General features: G+C 43.8%; 16 protein-coding genes. 11 read left to right on the plus strand and 5 right to left on the minus strand.

The annotated features are described in order from the left end of the window. Nucleotides 1-6: 6 nt before the first annotated feature. Complete coding sequence (locus tag PQ461_RS01095) at nucleotides 7-987, minus strand: FAD binding domain-containing protein (RefSeq protein ID WP_274207773.1); 981 nt, start codon at nucleotides 985-987, stop codon at nucleotides 7-9. Continuing rightward, nucleotides 984-1,625 carry a (2Fe-2S)-binding protein gene (locus tag PQ461_RS01100; RefSeq protein WP_274207774.1) on the minus strand — a complete coding sequence of 214 codons (642 nt, stop codon included), beginning with the start codon at nucleotides 1,623-1,625 and terminating at the stop codon, nucleotides 984-986. Before PQ461_RS01100 ends, PQ461_RS01095 begins: the two co-directional genes overlap by 4 nt. A 261-nt stretch (nucleotides 1,626-1,886) precedes the next feature. On the opposite strand from PQ461_RS01100, the gene PQ461_RS01105 reads away from it, so the two are divergent. Then, nucleotides 1,887-3,650, plus strand: coding sequence for a glycoside hydrolase family 9 protein (locus PQ461_RS01105; RefSeq protein ID WP_274207775.1), 1,764 nt, complete (start codon nucleotides 1,887-1,889; stop codon nucleotides 3,648-3,650). A 49-nt stretch (nucleotides 3,651-3,699) separates the two neighbouring features. Here PQ461_RS01105 and PQ461_RS01110 read toward each other — a convergent pair whose 3' ends face one another. Both PQ461_RS01110 and PQ461_RS01115 read right to left on the minus strand, forming a co-directional pair. After that, nucleotides 3,700-5,613 carry a beta-N-acetylhexosaminidase gene (locus PQ461_RS01110; protein ID WP_274207776.1) on the minus strand — a complete coding sequence of 638 codons (1,914 nt, stop codon included), beginning with the start codon at nucleotides 5,611-5,613 and terminating at the stop codon, nucleotides 3,700-3,702. 150 nt (nucleotides 5,614-5,763) lie between these two features. Continuing rightward, nucleotides 5,764-8,124 (minus strand): glycoside hydrolase family 3 C-terminal domain-containing protein, encoded by a 2,361-nt coding sequence (locus PQ461_RS01115; RefSeq protein ID WP_274207777.1) that lies wholly within the window; start codon nucleotides 8,122-8,124, stop codon nucleotides 5,764-5,766. Nucleotides 8,125-8,291: 167 nt separating this feature from the next. On the opposite strand from PQ461_RS01115, the gene PQ461_RS01120 reads away from it, so the two are divergent. Together PQ461_RS01120 and PQ461_RS01125 are read left to right on the plus strand one after the other, a co-directional pair. Beyond that, a complete protein-coding gene (locus PQ461_RS01120; RefSeq protein ID WP_274207778.1) occupies nucleotides 8,292-9,041 on the plus strand; it encodes a ThuA domain-containing protein in 750 nt (249 codons plus the stop codon). Nucleotide 9,042: 1 nt separating this feature from the next. Then, nucleotides 9,043-10,809 (plus strand): glycoside hydrolase family 9 protein, encoded by a 1,767-nt coding sequence (locus PQ461_RS01125; RefSeq protein WP_274207779.1) that lies wholly within the window; start codon nucleotides 9,043-9,045, stop codon nucleotides 10,807-10,809. A 3-nt stretch (nucleotides 10,810-10,812) separates the two neighbouring features. Here the strand turns inward: PQ461_RS01125 and PQ461_RS01130 are convergent, their stop codons facing one another. Next, entirely contained in the window at nucleotides 10,813-11,163 is a 351-nt protein-coding gene (locus PQ461_RS01130) for an MmcQ/YjbR family DNA-binding protein (protein ID WP_274207781.1), read from the minus strand. A gap of 58 nt (nucleotides 11,164-11,221) precedes the next feature. Here PQ461_RS01130 and pepT point away from each other — a divergent pair, with 58 nt between their 5' ends. The 8 genes from pepT (at nucleotide 11,222) to accB (ending at nucleotide 18,423) form a co-directional block, all read left to right on the plus strand. After that, nucleotides 11,222-12,469: a peptidase T gene (gene pepT, locus PQ461_RS01135; RefSeq protein WP_274207782.1), complete on the plus strand. Its 1,248-nt coding sequence runs from the start codon at nucleotides 11,222-11,224 to the stop codon at nucleotides 12,467-12,469. A 193-nt stretch (nucleotides 12,470-12,662) separates the two neighbouring features. After that, entirely contained in the window at nucleotides 12,663-14,408 is a 1,746-nt protein-coding gene (aspS, locus tag PQ461_RS01140) for an aspartate--tRNA ligase (protein WP_274207783.1), read from the plus strand. 91 nt (nucleotides 14,409-14,499) lie between these two features. Beyond that, complete coding sequence (locus PQ461_RS01145; protein WP_274207784.1) at nucleotides 14,500-14,967, plus strand: FKBP-type peptidyl-prolyl cis-trans isomerase; 468 nt, start codon at nucleotides 14,500-14,502, stop codon at nucleotides 14,965-14,967. Between the two features lie 203 nt (nucleotides 14,968-15,170). After that, entirely contained in the window at nucleotides 15,171-15,692 is a 522-nt protein-coding gene (locus PQ461_RS01150) for a YceD family protein (protein ID WP_274207785.1), read from the plus strand. A gap of 17 nt (nucleotides 15,693-15,709) precedes the next feature. Next, complete coding sequence (gene rpmF / locus PQ461_RS01155; RefSeq protein ID WP_274207787.1) at nucleotides 15,710-15,901, plus strand: 50S ribosomal protein L32; 192 nt, start codon at nucleotides 15,710-15,712, stop codon at nucleotides 15,899-15,901. Between the two features lie 17 nt (nucleotides 15,902-15,918). After that, nucleotides 15,919-16,857 carry a phosphate acyltransferase PlsX gene (gene plsX / locus PQ461_RS01160; RefSeq protein ID WP_274207788.1) on the plus strand — a complete coding sequence of 313 codons (939 nt, stop codon included), beginning with the start codon at nucleotides 15,919-15,921 and terminating at the stop codon, nucleotides 16,855-16,857. 16 nt (nucleotides 16,858-16,873) lie between these two features. After that, nucleotides 16,874-17,863 carry a beta-ketoacyl-ACP synthase III gene (locus PQ461_RS01165; RefSeq protein WP_274207789.1) on the plus strand — a complete coding sequence of 330 codons (990 nt, stop codon included), beginning with the start codon at nucleotides 16,874-16,876 and terminating at the stop codon, nucleotides 17,861-17,863. Nucleotides 17,864-17,943: 80 nt separating this feature from the next. After that, the gene (gene accB / locus PQ461_RS01170) at nucleotides 17,944-18,423 is read left to right on the plus strand and encodes an acetyl-CoA carboxylase biotin carboxyl carrier protein (RefSeq protein WP_274207790.1); all 480 of its coding nucleotides are present in this window, start codon (nucleotides 17,944-17,946) and stop codon (nucleotides 18,421-18,423) included. The last annotated feature ends 12 nt before the right edge of the window (nucleotides 18,424-18,435 follow it).

The following is an 18,435-nucleotide window of genomic DNA, read 5'->3' on the forward strand; positions in this document are numbered from 1 at the left end:
TGATAACTAAACTAAGCCAGCTGCATGATTTAATGCCTCGATAATTGATGCCGGGGCAAGTTTCAATTTAAACTCGTTTTCTTTATAAGCCCTGGCACCTTGCATAGCTATTTGTGCCGCCTGCTCAAAGTTGGCCGTAGTGGCGGGTTTGCCTGCCAATGCCTTTTCTGCATTGGTTAGTCGCCATGGTTTATGCGCCACGCCGCCCATAGCCAAACGCGCCGAACGGATAATGCCATTATCAATATCAAGTGCAGCAGCTACTGATACCAGCGCAAAAGCATACGATGCCCTGTCGCGCACTTTAAGATAGTAGCTATGTTTAGCAAAATTATTAGCAGGGATATCAACGCCAAGTATCAGCTCATCTTTTGCCAGGTTGTTATCTAATTCAGGATGATCGCCCGGGAGCCGGTGAAAATCGGTAAAAGCGATGCGCCTTTCGCCTTTGCGCCCGACAACGGTTACTGTGGCATCAAGCGCAGCCATAGCTACCGCCATATCTGATGGGTGCACGGCAATACATTTATCACTTTGCCCAAAGATGGCATGCATGCGGTTAAAGCCTTCTAACGCACCACATCCCGAACCCGGATTGCGTTTATTACAAGGCATTGCCACATCATAAAAATAAGGGCAGCGTGTGCGCTGCATCATATTACCGCCTACGGTTGCCATGTTGCGCAATTGTGCAGATGCACCTGCGTTGAGCGCCATGGACAATAAAGGGAAATGATCTTTTATGATTTGATCTTCGGCAACCTGGCTGTTTAAAGCTAATGCGCCGATATGTACACCATTTTTCCCCTGTGTAATGTGCTTTAAAGGAAGTTTGTTGATATCAACCAGCTTATCCGGCGACATTACGCCGTGTTTCATCAGGTCGACAAGGTTACTGCCACCTGCAATAATTTTTGTACCCGGTTGCGCTATTGCGGCAATCACATTTTGTTGTGTTGACGGGCGGACGTACTGAAACTGTTTCATACCTGCTGTCCTCCGGCTTTAACTTCCATAATAGCATTCACAATATTAGGATAAGCACCGCAACGGCAAATATTCCCGCTCATGTACTCTCGTATCTCTGCTTCAGAACCGGCATGGCCTTCGCGTACACATGCTACTGCCGACATAATCTGACCTGGTGTGCAATAACCGCACTGAAAACCATCGTGTTTAATAAAGGCTTCTTGCATAGGGTGTAGCTCCTCGCCTTTGGCAAGGCCCTCAATAGTAGTCACCTTTTTACCATCAGTCATCACCGCAAGGGTAAGGCAAGCGTTTACCCTGTGTCCGTCCACATGTACGGTACAAGCGCCGCACTGGCCGTAATCGCAGCCTTTTTTAGTGCCTGTTAAATCCAGTTGCTCGCGCAACAGATCAAGTAAAGTGGTACGTGGCTCAACAGAAAGATGATGCACTTTGCCATTTATCTCAATGGTTACCGGCATTTTCTCAAACACCGCCGCAACTTTCTCATCCAGGTGGTTTTCAGCAGCTTTAACTGCTGCTGCCGGGGTAAGCGCAATGGCTGTTAATAAAGTCGACTGTTTTAAAAAGTTTCTTCTCGGATTATCTTCCATTGACTCGGCACCCTGCGACGAGCCTGATTGATTTTCTTCCATAGGTCTGTTAATTGATAACAATTATAAGTTAACAGGAATATCTGGATTTAGTATGCGAAAAAGGTAATTTATAATAATTCCAAAAAGCTTTACCAAATCATGTTTGGTTAAACACTTTTAGTGATGGTCGGCTAATTTGATTATCTTCAATTCCAATTCATTAAACATTCTCCAATGATCAATTCCCCAACTTTACGTTTGTCAATCAAAAAGCTTTTCTGCATTTGCTTAATCCTTTTACCAATAGTGTTAAGGGCACAAATGTTAAAGGTAGTGACCAACCATATCGGTTACGATTTTAATAAGCCCAAACATGCGGTGATTGTGGCCGACAGCAAATTAGCCAGCGTTGATTACAAGTTGGTGGATGCAGATAATGGCAGTACGGTTTCATCCGGAAAAGCAATTTATAGCGGGCCAGTTGATAAATGGAAAAATTGGCAATTCTGGACGATTGATTTTAGCAACTTCACCAAAGAAGGCAACTATAAAATTGAAGTGGTTACGCCCGGGAAGACGGTAAGCTCTTATCCCTTTACAATCGGCAGGAATGTATTGGAACGAAACACCATATCTGATGTGGTCTATTATTTTAAAGGCCAAAGAAGTTCGGGTTTGTTAGATAAAGCAGACCATCAGCTGCATTTTAGCGGTGGAAAAACAGACAGTACCGTTGATGCACATGGCGGCTGGTACGATGCTACAGGCGATTATGGCAAGCACTTGTCGCACTTGTCATTTTCCATATACTTTAATCCGCAGCAAATCAGCCTTACTGCGTGGAGCCTGTTTAAAACTTATGAATACCTGGCCGCAAAACCCGGCACAGATTATCGCCAGTATATGCGCCGCATTTTAGACGAAGCCATGTACGGCGCCGATTACCTTACCCGCATGCAAGTTAAGAACGGATCGTTTTACCGTTCGGTTGGTGCGCCGGGGCCGGGTAAGTTGCCAAAGGATAGAAGTATACAACCCGACGAGGGCAGCTATCGCATTAAGCAAAATAAGGATCAGTCATTCACAAAAAATACGGAAGCCAACCCCTTAAAAAGTTACCTTGCCAGTTACCGGTCGGGTGGCGGATTGGCTATAGCTGCTTTGGCAATGGCTTCTACATATCCTGTATCAGGTGATTATTCCAATGCAGATTATCTGAAAGCCGCTGAGAATGCTTTCGCGTTTTTAGAAAAGCAAAATCCTGCAATTGATTACGACGGAAAGGAAAATATTTTGGATGATTATTGCGCACTTACGGCCGCTACCGAGTTATATAAAGTAACGCATAAAGCTGTTTATAAAACAGCTGCCGATAAGCGCACAATGAACTTGCTTAAAAGGTTGAGTTCATGGAAAAGCTATAAAAATTACTGGCGTGCAGACGATAAAGACCGCCCATTCTTTCATCCTTCAGATGCCGGGCTGCCTGTAGTGAGCTTGCTATACTATTATCGTTATGCTTCGGCTGATTTACAGAAAAGTATTAAATCGGCTGTAAAATCTTCGATGGAATATGAGCTGAGCATTACTCATGAGGTTAACAACCCTTTCGGTTACAGCCGTCAATTGGTGCAGGATACTTTAGGCAATCGCCGCAGTGCCTTCTTTTTTCCGCATGGCAGCGAGGCTTCGCCCTGGTGGCAGGGAGAAAATGCAAGGCTGAGTTCTATGGCATCCGCAGCAAAGCTGGCTGCTATTACGTTTAAGGATGATACCGCATTCAGCAATAAACTACAAAGCTTTGCCGCAGATCAGTTGAACTGGACCCTTGGACTAAACCCTTATAATGCCTGTATGTTGCAGGGAACCGGGCATAATAACCCGGCTTATGGCTTCTTCGGTACGTTTGAATATACCAATGCTCCAGGCGGCATAGTAAACGGCATTACGTCTGGCTTTGAGAACGAAAACGACATTGACTTTAACCTGCCTTACAGCCAGACCCATAAAGATGCCGACTGGCGCTGGGCCGAGCAATGGTTACCGCACACCGCCTGGTTTTTATTAGCGGTATCTATGCCATAGTTTTAACAGACATTATCTAAAAACAAAAATGCCCCTTTCGGGGCATTAATTATTTCGTTGCTTTTTTACCGGCTCGTTGGTTAAGGTCGCTTACCTGTATGGTAATCATGCGGCCAATTGGTTGGTTACCGCGGTAAGTGATTACCCTTAGTTGCGCCGCATCTTTAGGGATCATTAAAGGTTGCGTGTACTTGTCGTAATGGTTATCCGGGAAACTGTTATCCCAGCTATAGTAAATATCAAGCCCGTTAACCTCGGTACTCATGTAAATAGATACTTCATTGTCTTTTGATAAACTGGTTGTAAATATCGGGTCGTAAACACTTGGTGCATACTTAATATCGGCAACCTTATAACGGTCAAACTGGGTTTCTACACGGCCAAAAAAGTCGTTCCAGTTTTTCTTTGCCTTCGGCGACCACATGGTTTCTGCTATGGCAAAGCCGCGTGGCCAGGTCATGTATTCTGCATGGCGCATGTTGTAAACTTGCTCGGTCCAAAGGTTAGCCTGCCCACCTTTAATGTACGATGCATCAATGCTATCAGGCACCGGCTCAAAAGAGTAAGCTTTTGATAAACGCAGGGTTGCATAAACTTTAGGTTCAATAGCCACATCTCCATTCATATAATCAAGGTAAGCAAAGGTGGTAGGGCTCATGATCACATCATGCTTGGCTTTTGCAGCAGCAATACCACCGCTCATGCCGCGCCAGCTCATTACAGCCGCATTAGGCGCAAGCCCGCCTTCTAATATCTCATCCCAGCCCATAAAGCGCTTGCCTTTTGATTCAACAATCTTTTCAACCCGTTTCTCAAAATAGCTTTGTACCTGTTCGTAATCTTTCAGGTTTTCGCGCTGCATCAGTTGTTTAACAGCATCGCTTTGTGCCCAAAAGTTTTTCATACACTCATCGCCCCCCATGTGGATATAAGGGAACGGAAACAAAGGTGCTATTTCGCCTATTACTTTATCCAAAAACTCGTATACCTTTTCATTAGCCGGGCAAAGGGTGTTATCAACCAATGCCACAGGTCCCCCTGGTTTGCCCCAGTCAGCAATTTCATCTCCGTTACGTACGTGATAGTTTTCTGCGCCAGGTGTGCATGATAATTCAGGGTAAGCCACTACAGCAGCAAGGCTATGGCCCGGAACATCAATCTCAGGCAAAATATTCACATAATTATCCTGCGCATATTTAACCAGCTCGCGGATATCATCCTGGGTGTAAAAACCGCCTTCTGTTTTAGGTTCGCCGGGTGTGGGAGGCGACAGGGTATTGAAATAACCAACTCTTTTCACGCGCCATGCGCCAACCTCTGTTAGTTTTGGTAAACTTTTAATTTCAATTCTCCAGCCTTCATCATCGGTTAAGTGCAGGTGCAGCAAATTAAATTTATAGCGCACCATCTGATCAATATACTGTTTAACATCCTGCTTGGTAAAGAAATGGCGTGACACATCGAACATCAAACCTCTCCAGCCAAAACGCGGATAGTCAGTCACTTTTACGCAAGGCACTGTCCATTTACGGTCAACTACTGTATTGCTTTCAATTTCTTTAGGGAACAACTGCAATAAGGTTTGTACACCATAAAATAAACCTGCAGGTTTGTTAGCTATAATCAGGATGCTTTTTGGAGAAACTGTCAGATGGTAACCTTCATCACCAATTACACCTTCCGGCGATTTGTTTAAAGCAAACTTGATGGTATATGCAGCAGCACCTGCATTCTCTGTAACATTTACTCTTGCAGCGGTGGTAAGCTTCTTTTTAAAGTAACTGGTAACATTAGCAACACCGGTACCACTACCTGCAATTACAACCGTTTTGGGTAAAACGAAAGTGCCTGCAGTTTCTGTAATGGTTACAGGTTCGGGTATGATTGCGATTTTACGGGTAGTTTGCGCATTGAGCGATATTACGCTGCAACACAGGCAAGCCAGGGCCAACAATTTTTTCATGATGATGAGTGTTTGTAATTGATCTGATGCAAAATAGCAATGTTAATTTTAATTAACAAGTTTTAATAAGCCTGTGTTACTTTTTAAAATAATTTAAGAAGTAACATTTGTGTTGCAATAAAAAAACCCTCTGTTTAGAGGGTTCCTTGATTATTTATTCTTTAGTTCGGTAATCGGCTCCTTCGGGACCAGTACTTTATGCACCTTTTCTACATCAAGTGATTTTGCGAGATAAAACTTACCGTCTTTTTTAATATCCGTTGACGATGAACCTATCTTCACTTTATAGTCGCCTTTTTCGGCTACCCAAGTGGTGGTTGCAGTGTTGAATGATGCCAGATCAGCAGGGGTAAGCGTAAAGGTGATCAGTTGTGCCTCGCCAGGTTGCAATAGCCTTGTTTTAGCAAATGCTTTTAACTCGCTTTCAGGTTTATCGAGCATTTTCGCGGGAGCGCTTAAATACAGCTCTACCACTTCTTTACCTGCCAGCTTGCCTTTGTTAGTTACCAGTACCGATGCTGTGATCTTACCATTAAAAGTATTGCTGCTTAACTTAAACTTGCTGTAATCAAAGTCGGTATAAGATAAACCATAGCCGAAGTCATAAGCTGCTTTAACCTTAAAGGTATTGTAATAGCGGTAGCCAACGTATATGCCATCGTCATAAGTTACTTCGGCAGGTTTACCCATTAAAGGGTTGGAAGGCTGATCGCCTTGTTGCGGAAGCTCTTTACCAGGGAAAGTTTTAGCAGACGGCACATCGCTGTACGCAACAGGGAAGGTAACTGCTAATTTTCCTGAGGGATTTACCTTTCCGCTTATGATATCAGCTATGGCGTTGCCTGCTTCCAGGCCGGGCTGCCATGCCAATAATACAGCATCAACTTTATCGCGCCAGCTGGCTACCTCTGTTACACCGCCTACGTTTAATACCACCACTACTTTTTTACCTTTTGCATGGTAAGCGTCTGCTACCTGGGAAATCAATATTTTTTCTGTTTCAGTTAGATTAAAATCTTCCGGCTGGCGGTCCATGCCTTCGCCTGCATTACGGCCAATGGTAATAATAGCAGCATCGGCTACATCGGCACGCTCTTTAAGTGTATTGGCATCCAAAGGCATTTCTGGTAATGCCGGTGGCGCAAAGAACATTACCTTAGGTTTTGGGCGAACGGCTTTCTGATCGACAATATATTTTTTGTAGTTGGCCACCATACCCGGATCAAGTTTATAACCTGCATTGGTTAAGCCCTGGTCAAGCGATACCACGTAAGCTTTGTTTACATCGCCGCTACCTGTACCACCTGCAAAAAGATCATAAGAGGTAATACCATACAAGGCTATATTTTTTGCAGAAACCATTGGTAAGGTACGGTCGTCATTCTTTAACAGCACCATACCTTCTGTAGCAGCCTGACGGCTTACCATTGCATCAGCCTTCAGATCTGGCTTATCAGAATATTTGTAACCTTTAAATGTTGGCGATTTTAAAACGATATTCAGGATATGGGTTACGTTGGCATCCAATTGAGTCATTGTAATCTTGCCTGATTTTACACCATCAATAATAGCTTTAGTTTGCGGACTGGTGCCTGGCATCAGCAGGTCGTTACCGGCGTTCATTTGCGCAACAGCATCGCGGCCGCCAAACCAATCTGTCATTACAAAACCTTTAAAGCCCCACTCGTTTCGTAAAATGGTGGTTAGCAATTCGCGGCTTTGTGAAGTGTACGTGCCGTTAATATAGTTATAGGATGACATGACTGTCCAGGGTTGCGCCCTTTTAACAGCAATCTCAAAACCTTTCAGGTAGATTTCACGCAATGCACGCTCGCTAATGTTGGTCTGCAGGTTCATGCGGTTAAACTCGGCATTGTTGGCGGCAAAGTGTTTGATAGATGTACCCACACCATTACTTTGAATACCTTTTACAATGCTTGCAGCTATGCTGCCTGTAATCAAAGGATCTTCTGAATAATATTCGAAGTTACGGCCGCCAAGAGGGTTGCGCTGGATATTCATACCAGGGCCTAAGAGTACATCTATACCATACTCGCGCACCTCACTGCCGAAGGCAACACCCACGCGGCGAACGGTTGCGGTATCCCAGGTTGATGCCAGCAAGGTACCAACCGGGAATGCCGTAGCATAATATGTTTTAGTACTGTCTTTATGCCTGATGGCGTTGATACGAACACCGGCAGGGCCATCAGAAACGGTTAAAATAGGAATACCCAAACGTGGGATGCCATGTAAACGGCCAGCGGCACCTTCTACTTTTTCAGGGATTTTATCTGCGGGGTCCATTGGCGGCAACATGCCCGGCGGAATGCCTTCTACATTGAAACCCATGCCCACTACCATTTTGACTTTCTCCTCTAAAGTCATGGCGGCAACAACATCTTTTACAGGGCTTTTCCCCAATTGGGGAACTTTGGGTGCTGCTTTTTTTTGTGCATAAATGAGCGATGGCAGCAGCAAGGCCATGCCTATTAATTTAAGTGACTTCATAAATCGGTTATAGTTGGTTTAAATCTTTGTGTTATACAGACACAATGTAGAAATATTTATTCATATAAAAAATATTTTGGCGATATACCGACTGTTACTCAAACGTTTTTGAAGATTAACTCGCCCTGCATATAAAATATAGCTAACTTGAGCAGGCAGATATACCTATGAAGAAAATACATATCATGCTTTTGTTGCTGTGCCTGTCGAGTATGGCTAAAGCACAACCACGGTTTAAAGTGTTGGCGATATATGAAAATGGCGGCCACCATGTAGCGTATTCAAAGGCAGCTAAAGTATGGCTAAATAAGCTGGCAGCAGACAGCAATTTCACTGTTGATTATATCCAGAACACGGACAAGATCAACGACGATTTCCTGAAAAATTATCAGCTATTTATCCAACTCGATTTTCCTCCGTATGCCTGGAAACCGCAGGCAGTTGCCGCCTTCGAAAAATACATCGCTGAAGGCCGTGGCGGCTGGATTGGGTTTCATCACTCCAGCTTATTAGGTGAATTTGATGGTTACCCCATGTGGACCTGGTTCTGGGACTTTATGGGACAGATCCGCTTTAAAAATTATATAGCCACCTTTGCCAGTGCCAAAGTTAATGTTGAAGATAAAAAGCACCCGGTAATGAAAGGCGTTCCTGCTGGTTTTACAATTGATAAAGAAGAATGGTACACCTACGATAAAAGCCCAAGGCAAAATGTACATGTAATTGCCAGTGTGGACGAATCAACTTATAACCCTGATAGCGATATTAAAATGGGCGACCATCCTGTAATATGGACTAACCTTAAATACAAGGCGCGTAACATTTATATCTTCATGGGGCACGATCCCGGCTTGTTCAATAACACGGCTTACACTACGCTTTTTCGTAATGCTATCTTCTGGGCTTCACATCGGTAACATGAAATACTACAAAATATTATTTACCCTGATCTTTGCCTGCCTAAGCTTTATCAGCAAAGCAACGACAGAAATTTTCATTAATCAGGTAGCCTTTGACAGCAGCCTGCCTAAAATTGCAGTGGTTAGTGTTGATGGAAAATTGAACCTCAAAACAATTTTTCGCATGATTGACGCGTCGGGCAAAACTGTTACCACCGGTGTATTAAGCGGCCCCTATGAAGTGCCCGACTGGCAAACAGGCAAATTTTACTACCAGGCAGATTTCTCGCAGGTAGTTACTACAGGCAAATACAAATTACAGATCACTATTAATAATACACAAACAACATCTGATGCATTTATAATTACGGACAATGCACTGGCAAAACTCACCGTACCGTCTATTGTTCATTACTACAATAAGCAACGTGCTACTACACCTGCCGAGCTTAAATCAGACAAAGCCATTAAGCTTTTTGGCAGCGATACCCGCGTTGATATGCATGGCGGCTGGTGTGATGCAAGCGGCGATGTAAGTAAATATTTTTCGCACCTGGCCTACGCCAATTTTGTATCACCACAGCAAATACCTTTAGTTACCTGGTCGCTTGCAAATGCTGCCGAGCGCCTACCAATTTCAATAACCGGGCAAAGAGTAAAGGATAGCCTTCGCCGCGAAGCATTATTCGGTGCTGATTATATGATGCGCGCGTTATCAAAAGATGGCTATTTCCGCATGATTGTATTCAGCTATTTTAATAAAGACCCTAATGCACGCCGTGTGGTTGGCCTGCTGGCAAATAGCGTAACGACGGCAGATTATCAATGCGCTTTTCGCGAAGGTGGTGGAATGGCTATTGCAGCATTGGCACGAGTTTCACGCTGGAAACAACATGGCGAATATACTTCGGCACAATATCTTAACGCAGCCAAGCTGGCATTTGACCATTTGTCGCTTTATAATACAAAGTACGATGATGACGGCAAGGAAAATATCATAGACGATTATTGCGCATTAATGGCAGCTGCCGAGCTTTGGATAAGCACAGGCCAGCAACTTTACCAGAACGAAGCACGGAAACGGGCGCATAACTTAGAAAAGCGTCTTACCCCTGAAGGCTACTTTATTGCCGATGATGGCAATCGTCCTTTCTGGCATGCTGCTGATGCAGGCTTGCCTGTTGTTGCTTTATGCCGTTATCTGGCTAAAGAAACAAATGCTCCTAATCGTAAAACAGCTATAAACGTAATTAGCAAGGCACTGGATTATAACCTACGTGTAACCAATAACGTATCCAATCCTTTTGGTTACGCCAGGCAAACGTTTCGGATAAATGTTCAGGTGAAAGATGGATTTTTTATTCCGCATGAAAATGAAACCGGCTGGTGGTGGCAGGGTGAAAATGCACGCTTAGCTTCACTTGCAACTGCCGCGCTTGAGGGTGGTAAGCTATTATACACTACAGATCATAACACTGCCCGCCGGGATTCACTTAAAGCCTATGCTTCGCAACAATTAAGCTGGATATTGGGCTGCAACCCTTACGCCATGTGCTTTATGTATGGATTTGGGCGCAACAATGTGCCCTACATGCACAGCAATTTTGGTCATGGTTCTGAACGGGGTGGTATCTCAAATGGCATAACAGGTAAAGACGGCAACCCCGACGGCAGCGGTATCGACTTTAAAAAAGAAGCCAACGGGAACGAGTGGCGTTGGACAGAGCAGTGGTTGCCGCACGCTGCATGGTTTTTAAATGCGGTCACCGCGCTGACGGCTAACTAAATATTACAAGCCGTGTTCCAGGCGTGCCTTTTTAGTAAGGCCTTTTACCACCTGTTCGTAAGAGTGGTCTATCATTTCGTGCAGTTGCTTAACGGTAAGGTTGCCATCCATGTAAACGGTATTCCACATCTTTTTATTCATGTGCCAGCCGGGTTGTACTTCCGGGTGCCTGTCGCGTAACTCAACGGCCAGTTCAGGGTCGCATTTCACGTTGAAACGGTTGGCTTCGTCAAGTCCGATCAATAGAAATAATTTATCAGCAACTTTAAACACCAGTGTTTCTTCACCAAAAGGAAAACCTTCGGTTACCGCAGGTTTTTGCAGGCAATAGTCGCGCAAATCTTCAATGTTCATGGCTTAATTGTTGTTCAACCGGTAAATAAAGTTCTAATTTGCACAATTAATTTTGCGTATGAATACAGAATCGAATTTTACCGTTGCTGAGCGTTTCTTACGTTATGTGACCATTGATACCCAGTCGGACCCTGAATCGCCAACCTGTCCGTCAACAGAAAAACAGAAGAATCTTGGCCGTTTGCTGGTGCAGGAATTACAGGAAATAGGCATTACCGATGCCGAGCTTGACGAGCATGGTTATGTGTATGCTACCATCCCTTCAAACACGGATAAAGATGTGCCGGTAATTTGCTTTTGCTCGCACATGGACACATCACCTGACTGCAGCGGCGAAGGCGTAAAACCTATCATCCATCATGATTACCAGGGACAGGATATTGTATTACCCGATGACAACTCGGTTGTGCTGAAGTACAGGGAACACCCAGACCTGAAAAACCAGAAAGGCAATGACATTATCACCGCAAGTGGCACTACGCTTTTAGGTGCAGATAACAAAGCAGGACTTGCCGAAATTATGGATGCGGCTTATCAACTGGTTAATCATCCTGAAATTAAGCATGGCAAGATCAGGATATTATTTACACCGGATGAAGAAATAGGCCGTGGCGTAGAAAAAGCAGACCTGCAAAAATTAGGTGCCGATTTTGGTTATACTATGGATGGCGAAAGCAGGGGACATATTGAAAACGAAACCTTTTCTGCCGATGGCGCAAAGCTGATTATTAATGGGATAAGTGCGCATCCGGGTTTTGCCAAAGGCAATATGCAAAGCGCCATAAAAATTGCCGGTAAAATTATTGCTGCCTTACCTTTTGAGCTTTCTCCAGAGGGTACGGAAGATAAAGAAGGTTTTGTACACCCGGTATCAGTAAGCGGCCATGCAGAACAGGCCGTTATAGATTTCATTATCCGCGATTTTCAGGATGAGCGTTTGGCAGATTATGCCAATATAATTCGCCGTATTGCCGCCGGTGTGGTTAAAGGCTTTCCGGGTGCAAGTTTCGAACTGCAGATAAAAGAGCAATACCGTAATATGAAAAAGGTTTTGGACCAGCACCCGCAGATAGTTGAATATGGTATTGAAGCCATTAAGCGTGCCGGTATGACACCGCATTTGCAAAGTATCCGTGGCGGTACCGATGGTTCGCGCTTATCATTCATGGGTTTGCCTTGTCCAAATATATTTGCCGGCGAACATGCGTTCCACGGTAAGCAGGAATGGGTATCTATTCAGGATATGCAAAAAGCAGTTGAAACCATTTTGCAACTGGTGCAGATTTGGGAAGAGAAAGCGGAATAGAATCAAGAAGCCTCACCCCAGCCCTCTCCGTAAGAAAGGGGTTTTGAATAATTATGGATTATATTAAGTCCTTCCTATTCCACAGGAGTCCTTTGGACTTGGGAGGATTTAGGTGGAGCTGCCCAAACTGAAATTCAACTTCCGAAATCCAAAATCAAAATATACTTTTGCGGAATTCATATTTTACAGAGCTATGCTTAGAACACACACTTGCGGCCAATTAAATATCAGCAACCTGGGCCAAACGGTTACCTTAACCGGTTGGGTACAAAAATCTCGGGATTTGGGCGGTACTACTTTTATCGACGTTCGCGACCGTTATGGTTTAACTCAGTTAGTACTTAATGCCGATACGGATGCCCAGTTGCGTGACAAAGCCCGTGCCCTTGGCCGCGAATTTGTGATCAGCGTTACAGGCAAAGTACTGGAGCGTACCAGCAAAAACCCGCGCATGGCCACCGGCGATATTGAAATTGCCGTTGAGCAGCTTGAAATATTGAATGAAGCTAAAATTCCTCCATTTTTAATTGAGGATGAAACTGATGGTGGCGAAGAATTACGCGCTAAATACCGTTACCTCGATCTTCGACGTAATCCTATCCGCAATAATCTCGTATTGCGCCATCAAATGGCACAGGAAGTTCGCCGTTACCTGAGTGACCTGGATTTTATCGAGGTGGAAACGCCTGTGTTAATTAAGTCGACCCCGGAAGGTGCGCGTGATTTTGTGGTGCCAAGCCGCATGAACCCGGGCGAGTTTTACGCATTGCCGCAATCGCCGCAAACCTTTAAGCAATTGTTGATGGTAAGTGGGTTCGACCGTTATTTCCAGATTGTGAAGTGTTTCCGCGACGAGGACCTGCGTGCCGACCGTCAGCCGGAGTTTACACAAATTGACTGTGAGTTGTCTTTCGTTACACAGGAAGACATCCTTAATATTTTTGAAGGCTTAACCCGTCACCTTTTCCGTAAGGTGAAAAACATAGAACTACAGGAATTTCCGCGTATGCTGTATGCTGATGCCATGCGTTTGTATGGATCAGACAAACCCGACCTGCGTTTCGGGATGGAGTTTGTTGAATTGAACGATATTGTTAAAGGCAAAGGCTTCAGTATTTTTGATAATGCCGAGCTTGTTGTTGGTATCAACGCAAAAGGTTGTGCAGGTTATACCCGCAAGCAAATGGACGAGCTGACCGAGTGGTTAAAACGCCCGCAGATTGGTGCTACCGGCATGATCTATATGCGTTACAATACAGATGGTAGCTTAAAATCATCTGTAGATAAATTTTACAGCGAAGATGAATTGAAGAAATGGGCAGAAGCATTTAATGCAGAAGCTAATGATTTGATCCTGATCCTTGCCGGCTCTGCTAATAAAGTGCGTAAACAATTGAATGAGCTTCGCCTGGAGATGGGCAGCCGTTTAGACTTACGCGATAAAAATAAGTTTGCACCGCTTTGGGTGATCGATTTTCCACTTTTAGAGTGGGACGAAGAGTCGCAGCGCCACCACGCTATGCACCACCCTTTCACTTCGCCAAAGCCAGAAGATATCGCCTTGTTAGATACAAACCCTGATGATGTACGTGCCAATGCCTATGATTTGGTTATTAACGGTACTGAAATTGGCGGTGGTTCTATCCGTATTCATAATAAAGAACTGCAGGCTTTAATGTTTAAGCATTTAGGCTTTAGCCCTGAAGAAGCACAGAAGCAATTTGGCTTCCTGATGGATGCTTTTGAATATGGCGCACCTCCGCATGGTGGTATCGCATTCGGCTTCGACAGGCTGGCATCTATTTTTGCAGGGCTGGATTCTATCCGCGATGTAATTGCGTTCCCTAAAAATAATTCGGGCCGCGACGTAATGATTGATTCGCCATCAACCATTGCACCTGCACAAATGGATGAGCTTAAAATTAAAACAACCGTTTAAGATATTTCACTCGTGCTGTAATATTAGCAGCAATTATCCGTATAGGGGTTAACTAACTATTTGATCAACCCTTAACAGTTGTAAATACATAATGAAAAAACTTTTATTCGTACTTCTATTAGCCGTAACCGGATTTAGCGCCTGTAAAAAAGACAGCAGCAGCGATAACTATGATGCCACGGCTCAAGCCGCAGCTGATGATGCTAAAATTCAGGCTTACTTAAAAACAAACAACCTTACTGCTACTAAAGACCCAAGCGGTGTTTATTACCAGGTAGTAACTGCCGGTACCGGTGCGTATCCAACCTCTACTTCAACTGTCAATGTTAATTACAAAGGCACGCTGCTTAACGGTACCGTGTTTGACAGCGGCTCATTAACCAACCAGTCTTTAAGTGGCTTGATAGCTGGCTGGCAATATGGTATCCCGCATATTAACACCGGTGGACGTATCATACTATATATACCATCAACATTAGGTTATAAAAACCAGGCACAAGGCAGCATACCTGCCAACTCAGTACTGATTTTTACCATTGACCTTTTAGGGTTCAAATAAATTGCATTTTAGTACAAAACAAAAAGAGGCTAATGGCCTCTTTTTTTATTTAATCTATAGAGTAATTTTAAGGTGATGGGTGCGTTACATAATCAGTTGATTGCTTATTATATTACATCGGTAAAGGCAGCTAAAAACTATTCCAAAAAAACACTTTCCAGTTATTTAAAAAATCCCTACATTTGCGGGCTAATTATCGCTCATTGAAATCGTTAAAAACATATTCGATACCGTTTACCGGCTTAAAGCTGGGGAAGCATCACTTTGAGTATGTGATTACAGATGCTTTTTTCGAAGAATACGAGTATTCGCTGGTAAAAAAGGCTGACTTGGTTTGCAAAGTGGAGATGGACAAACAGGAGACAATGATCATCCTGGATTTTCATATCACCGGCACCATCGGGCTTACCTGCGATAAATGCTTATCTCAATATCCTCAGAATGTGGATATAAAAGAGCAGCAGATTGCTAAATTTGCCGAAGAAGACATTGACGAGGACGAAGAGATAATTACCCTGCGCAAAAATGATTACGAAATAGATGTTGCGGGGCTGATATATGAATATGTAACCATTGCAGTGCCGTTTATAACGCGCTGTGATGATGAGGGAAATACCCCATATTGTGATAAAGAAATGCTTGATCGTTTAAACAACCTATCAGGCGAGAGTGAAACAACAGAACAGCAAGACCCGCGTTGGGATGCGCTGAAAAAATTAAAATAACTATAAAGTAAAAAGTTATGCCAAATCCGAAACGTAAATTTTCGAAATCAAGAAGAGATAAACGCAGAACCCACTACAAAGCAGAAGCTCCGGGTTTAACAACTTGCAAAACTACCGGCGCTGTACACTTACCTCACAGAGCTTACACTGTTGATGGTAACCTTTACTACAACGGTAAATTACTTGTTGAAAAAACTTCTGTAGCTTAAGTTAATTTTCTGCCTGAATGAAGATTGGCTTAGATATTATGGGCGGTGATTACGCTCCCAAAGCAACCGTTTTAGGGGCAATTGCAGCTTATAAAGTACTATCAGCAGATCATCAGTTGGTATTGATAGGTGATAAGCCAACGGCTTTGAGCCTGCTCGAAGAAAACAACTTCAGCCCCGATAACTTTGAGTTTGTACATACAACCCAGGTTATTGGCATGGGCGAGCACCCTACCAAGGCCATTGTTCAGAAACCGGACTCCAGCATAGCCGTTGGCTTTAATATGCTGAAGGAGGGAAAGATACAGGCTTTTTCGTCGGCCGGGAACACGGGCGCTATGTTAGTGGGCTCGGTTTTCAGCGTAAAAAGTATTTCGGGCGTATTACGCCCTGCCATGGCAACCATTGTACCCAAACTGAAAGGCGGTTTGGGTATTTTGTTGGACGTTGGCGCCAATGCCGATTGCAAGCCGGACACCCTGCTGCAATTTGGCGTTTTAGGCAGTTTATATGCCGAATCTATCTACAAAATTGCTACTCCGCGCGTTGCCTTAATGAATATTGGCGAAGAGGAAGAAAAGGGCAATCTGCTTACCCAGGCAACGTATCCTTTAATGAAGGAGACTAAATTATTTAATTTTGTTGGCAACATTGAAGGGCGTGACGTTTTCAGCGAAGATGCCGATGTTATTGTTACTGATGGCTTTACTGGTAACGTGATCCTGAAAATGGCCGAGTCTTTTTATGTGATTTCACTTAAAAAGCAAATCAAGGACGAGTTTTTCGATCGCTTCAACTACGAGCAATATGGCGGAAGCCCTATTTTGGGTGTAAATGCCCCTGTAGTAGTTGGGCACGGCATCTCCAATCCGGAGGCCATAAAAAATATGGTACTTTTATCAAAAGATATGTTTGAAAGCGGTTTGATCGAAAAAATTAAACAAGCTTTCCAATAAATAAGATATTAATACAATGCAAAAAACCTATGCTGCTATTACAGCTGTGAATGGTTATGTACCAGAGTACGTATTAACCAATCAGGAGCTGGAAACAATGGTGGACACGAACGACGAATGGATCATCAGCCGTACCGGTATCAAAGAGCGTCGTATTCTCAAAGGCGAGGGCCTTGCAACCTCAGATATGGCAGTTCCGGCTGTTGAAGGCCTGCTTAAAAAACGCGGCATCACTGCAAATGATCTGGACCTGATTATTTTCTGTACCACTACACCTGATATGCCTTTCCCGGCAACTGCAAATATTTTAGCTGATAAAATAGGCGCGAAAAATGCATGGGGGTATGATTTACAGGCAGCATGTTCTGGCTTTTTGTTTGGGCTATCTACAGGTGCAAGCTTTATTGAAAGCGGCAGGCATCAAAAAGTACTGGTAGTAGGCGGCGATAAAATGTCATCTATCATCAATTACGAAGACCGCGCTACCTGCATCATTTTTGGTGACGGTTGTGGTTGTGCTCTTTTAGAGCCTAACAACGAAGGTTTTGGTATACTTGATTCAGTTTTAAAAAGCGATGGCGCTGGCCGCAGCTTCTTAAACATGAAGGCAGGCGGTTCATTAAAACCGGCAAGCCACGAAACTATTGACGCCAAAGAACATTTTGCTTACCAGGAAGGCCAAACCGTATTTAAGTTTGCGGTAACCAATATGGCCGAAGTTGCTGCCGAAGTAATGGAACGCAACAATCTTAGCTCAGACGATGTATCATGGCTGGTGCCGCACCAGGCTAATAAACGCATTATTGATGCTACTGCAAACCGCACCGGCCTAAGCGCCGATAAGGTGATAATTAACATAGACCGTTATGGCAATACCACCAACGGCACTATACCATTGTGCCTGTGGGAGTGGGAAAATAAATTTAAGAAGGGCGATAACCTTATTTTAGCTGCTTTTGGCGGCGGTTTTACATGGGGAGCCATGTATATCAAATGGGCTTATTAATTTCGCTTCAACTTTTTTCATATAAATTGTTATAACTTAGATATTTAATCTTTTATCCAAAATCAATTTCTTAGTAAAGTATGGATATCAAACAAATTCAGGATTTGATCCGCTTCGTTTCAAAAGCTGGCGTTAGCGAAGTTTCTATCGAGCAAAACGAATTTAAAATCACCATTAAAGCGGCTCAGGCTCCAACAATAGTTAATGCAACTATTCCGTCTGCAGTTCCTGCTGGTGTACCGGCAGCGCCTGCTCCGATGGTTCCGGTAGCACATACCCCTGCACCGGCTGAAGCGCCAGCTGCAGCTGATGTGTCTAAGTATTTAACTATTAAGTCGCCAATGATCGGTACTTTCTACCGTTCATCAACACCTGAAAAACCATCGTTTGTAAACGTTGGTGACGAGATTAAACCAGGTTCTGTACTTTGCATTGTTGAAGCGATGAAACTGTTTAACGAAATTGAATCTGAAGTTTCTGGCCGTATCGTAAAAGTACTTGTTGAAAATGCATCACCTGTAGAATACGATCAGCCTTTGTTTTTAGTAGAACCTATGTAATTGATGATTGCA

The organism is Mucilaginibacter sp. KACC 22063, assembly GCF_028736115.1.
GTDB lineage: Bacteria > Bacteroidota > Bacteroidia > Sphingobacteriales > Sphingobacteriaceae > Mucilaginibacter.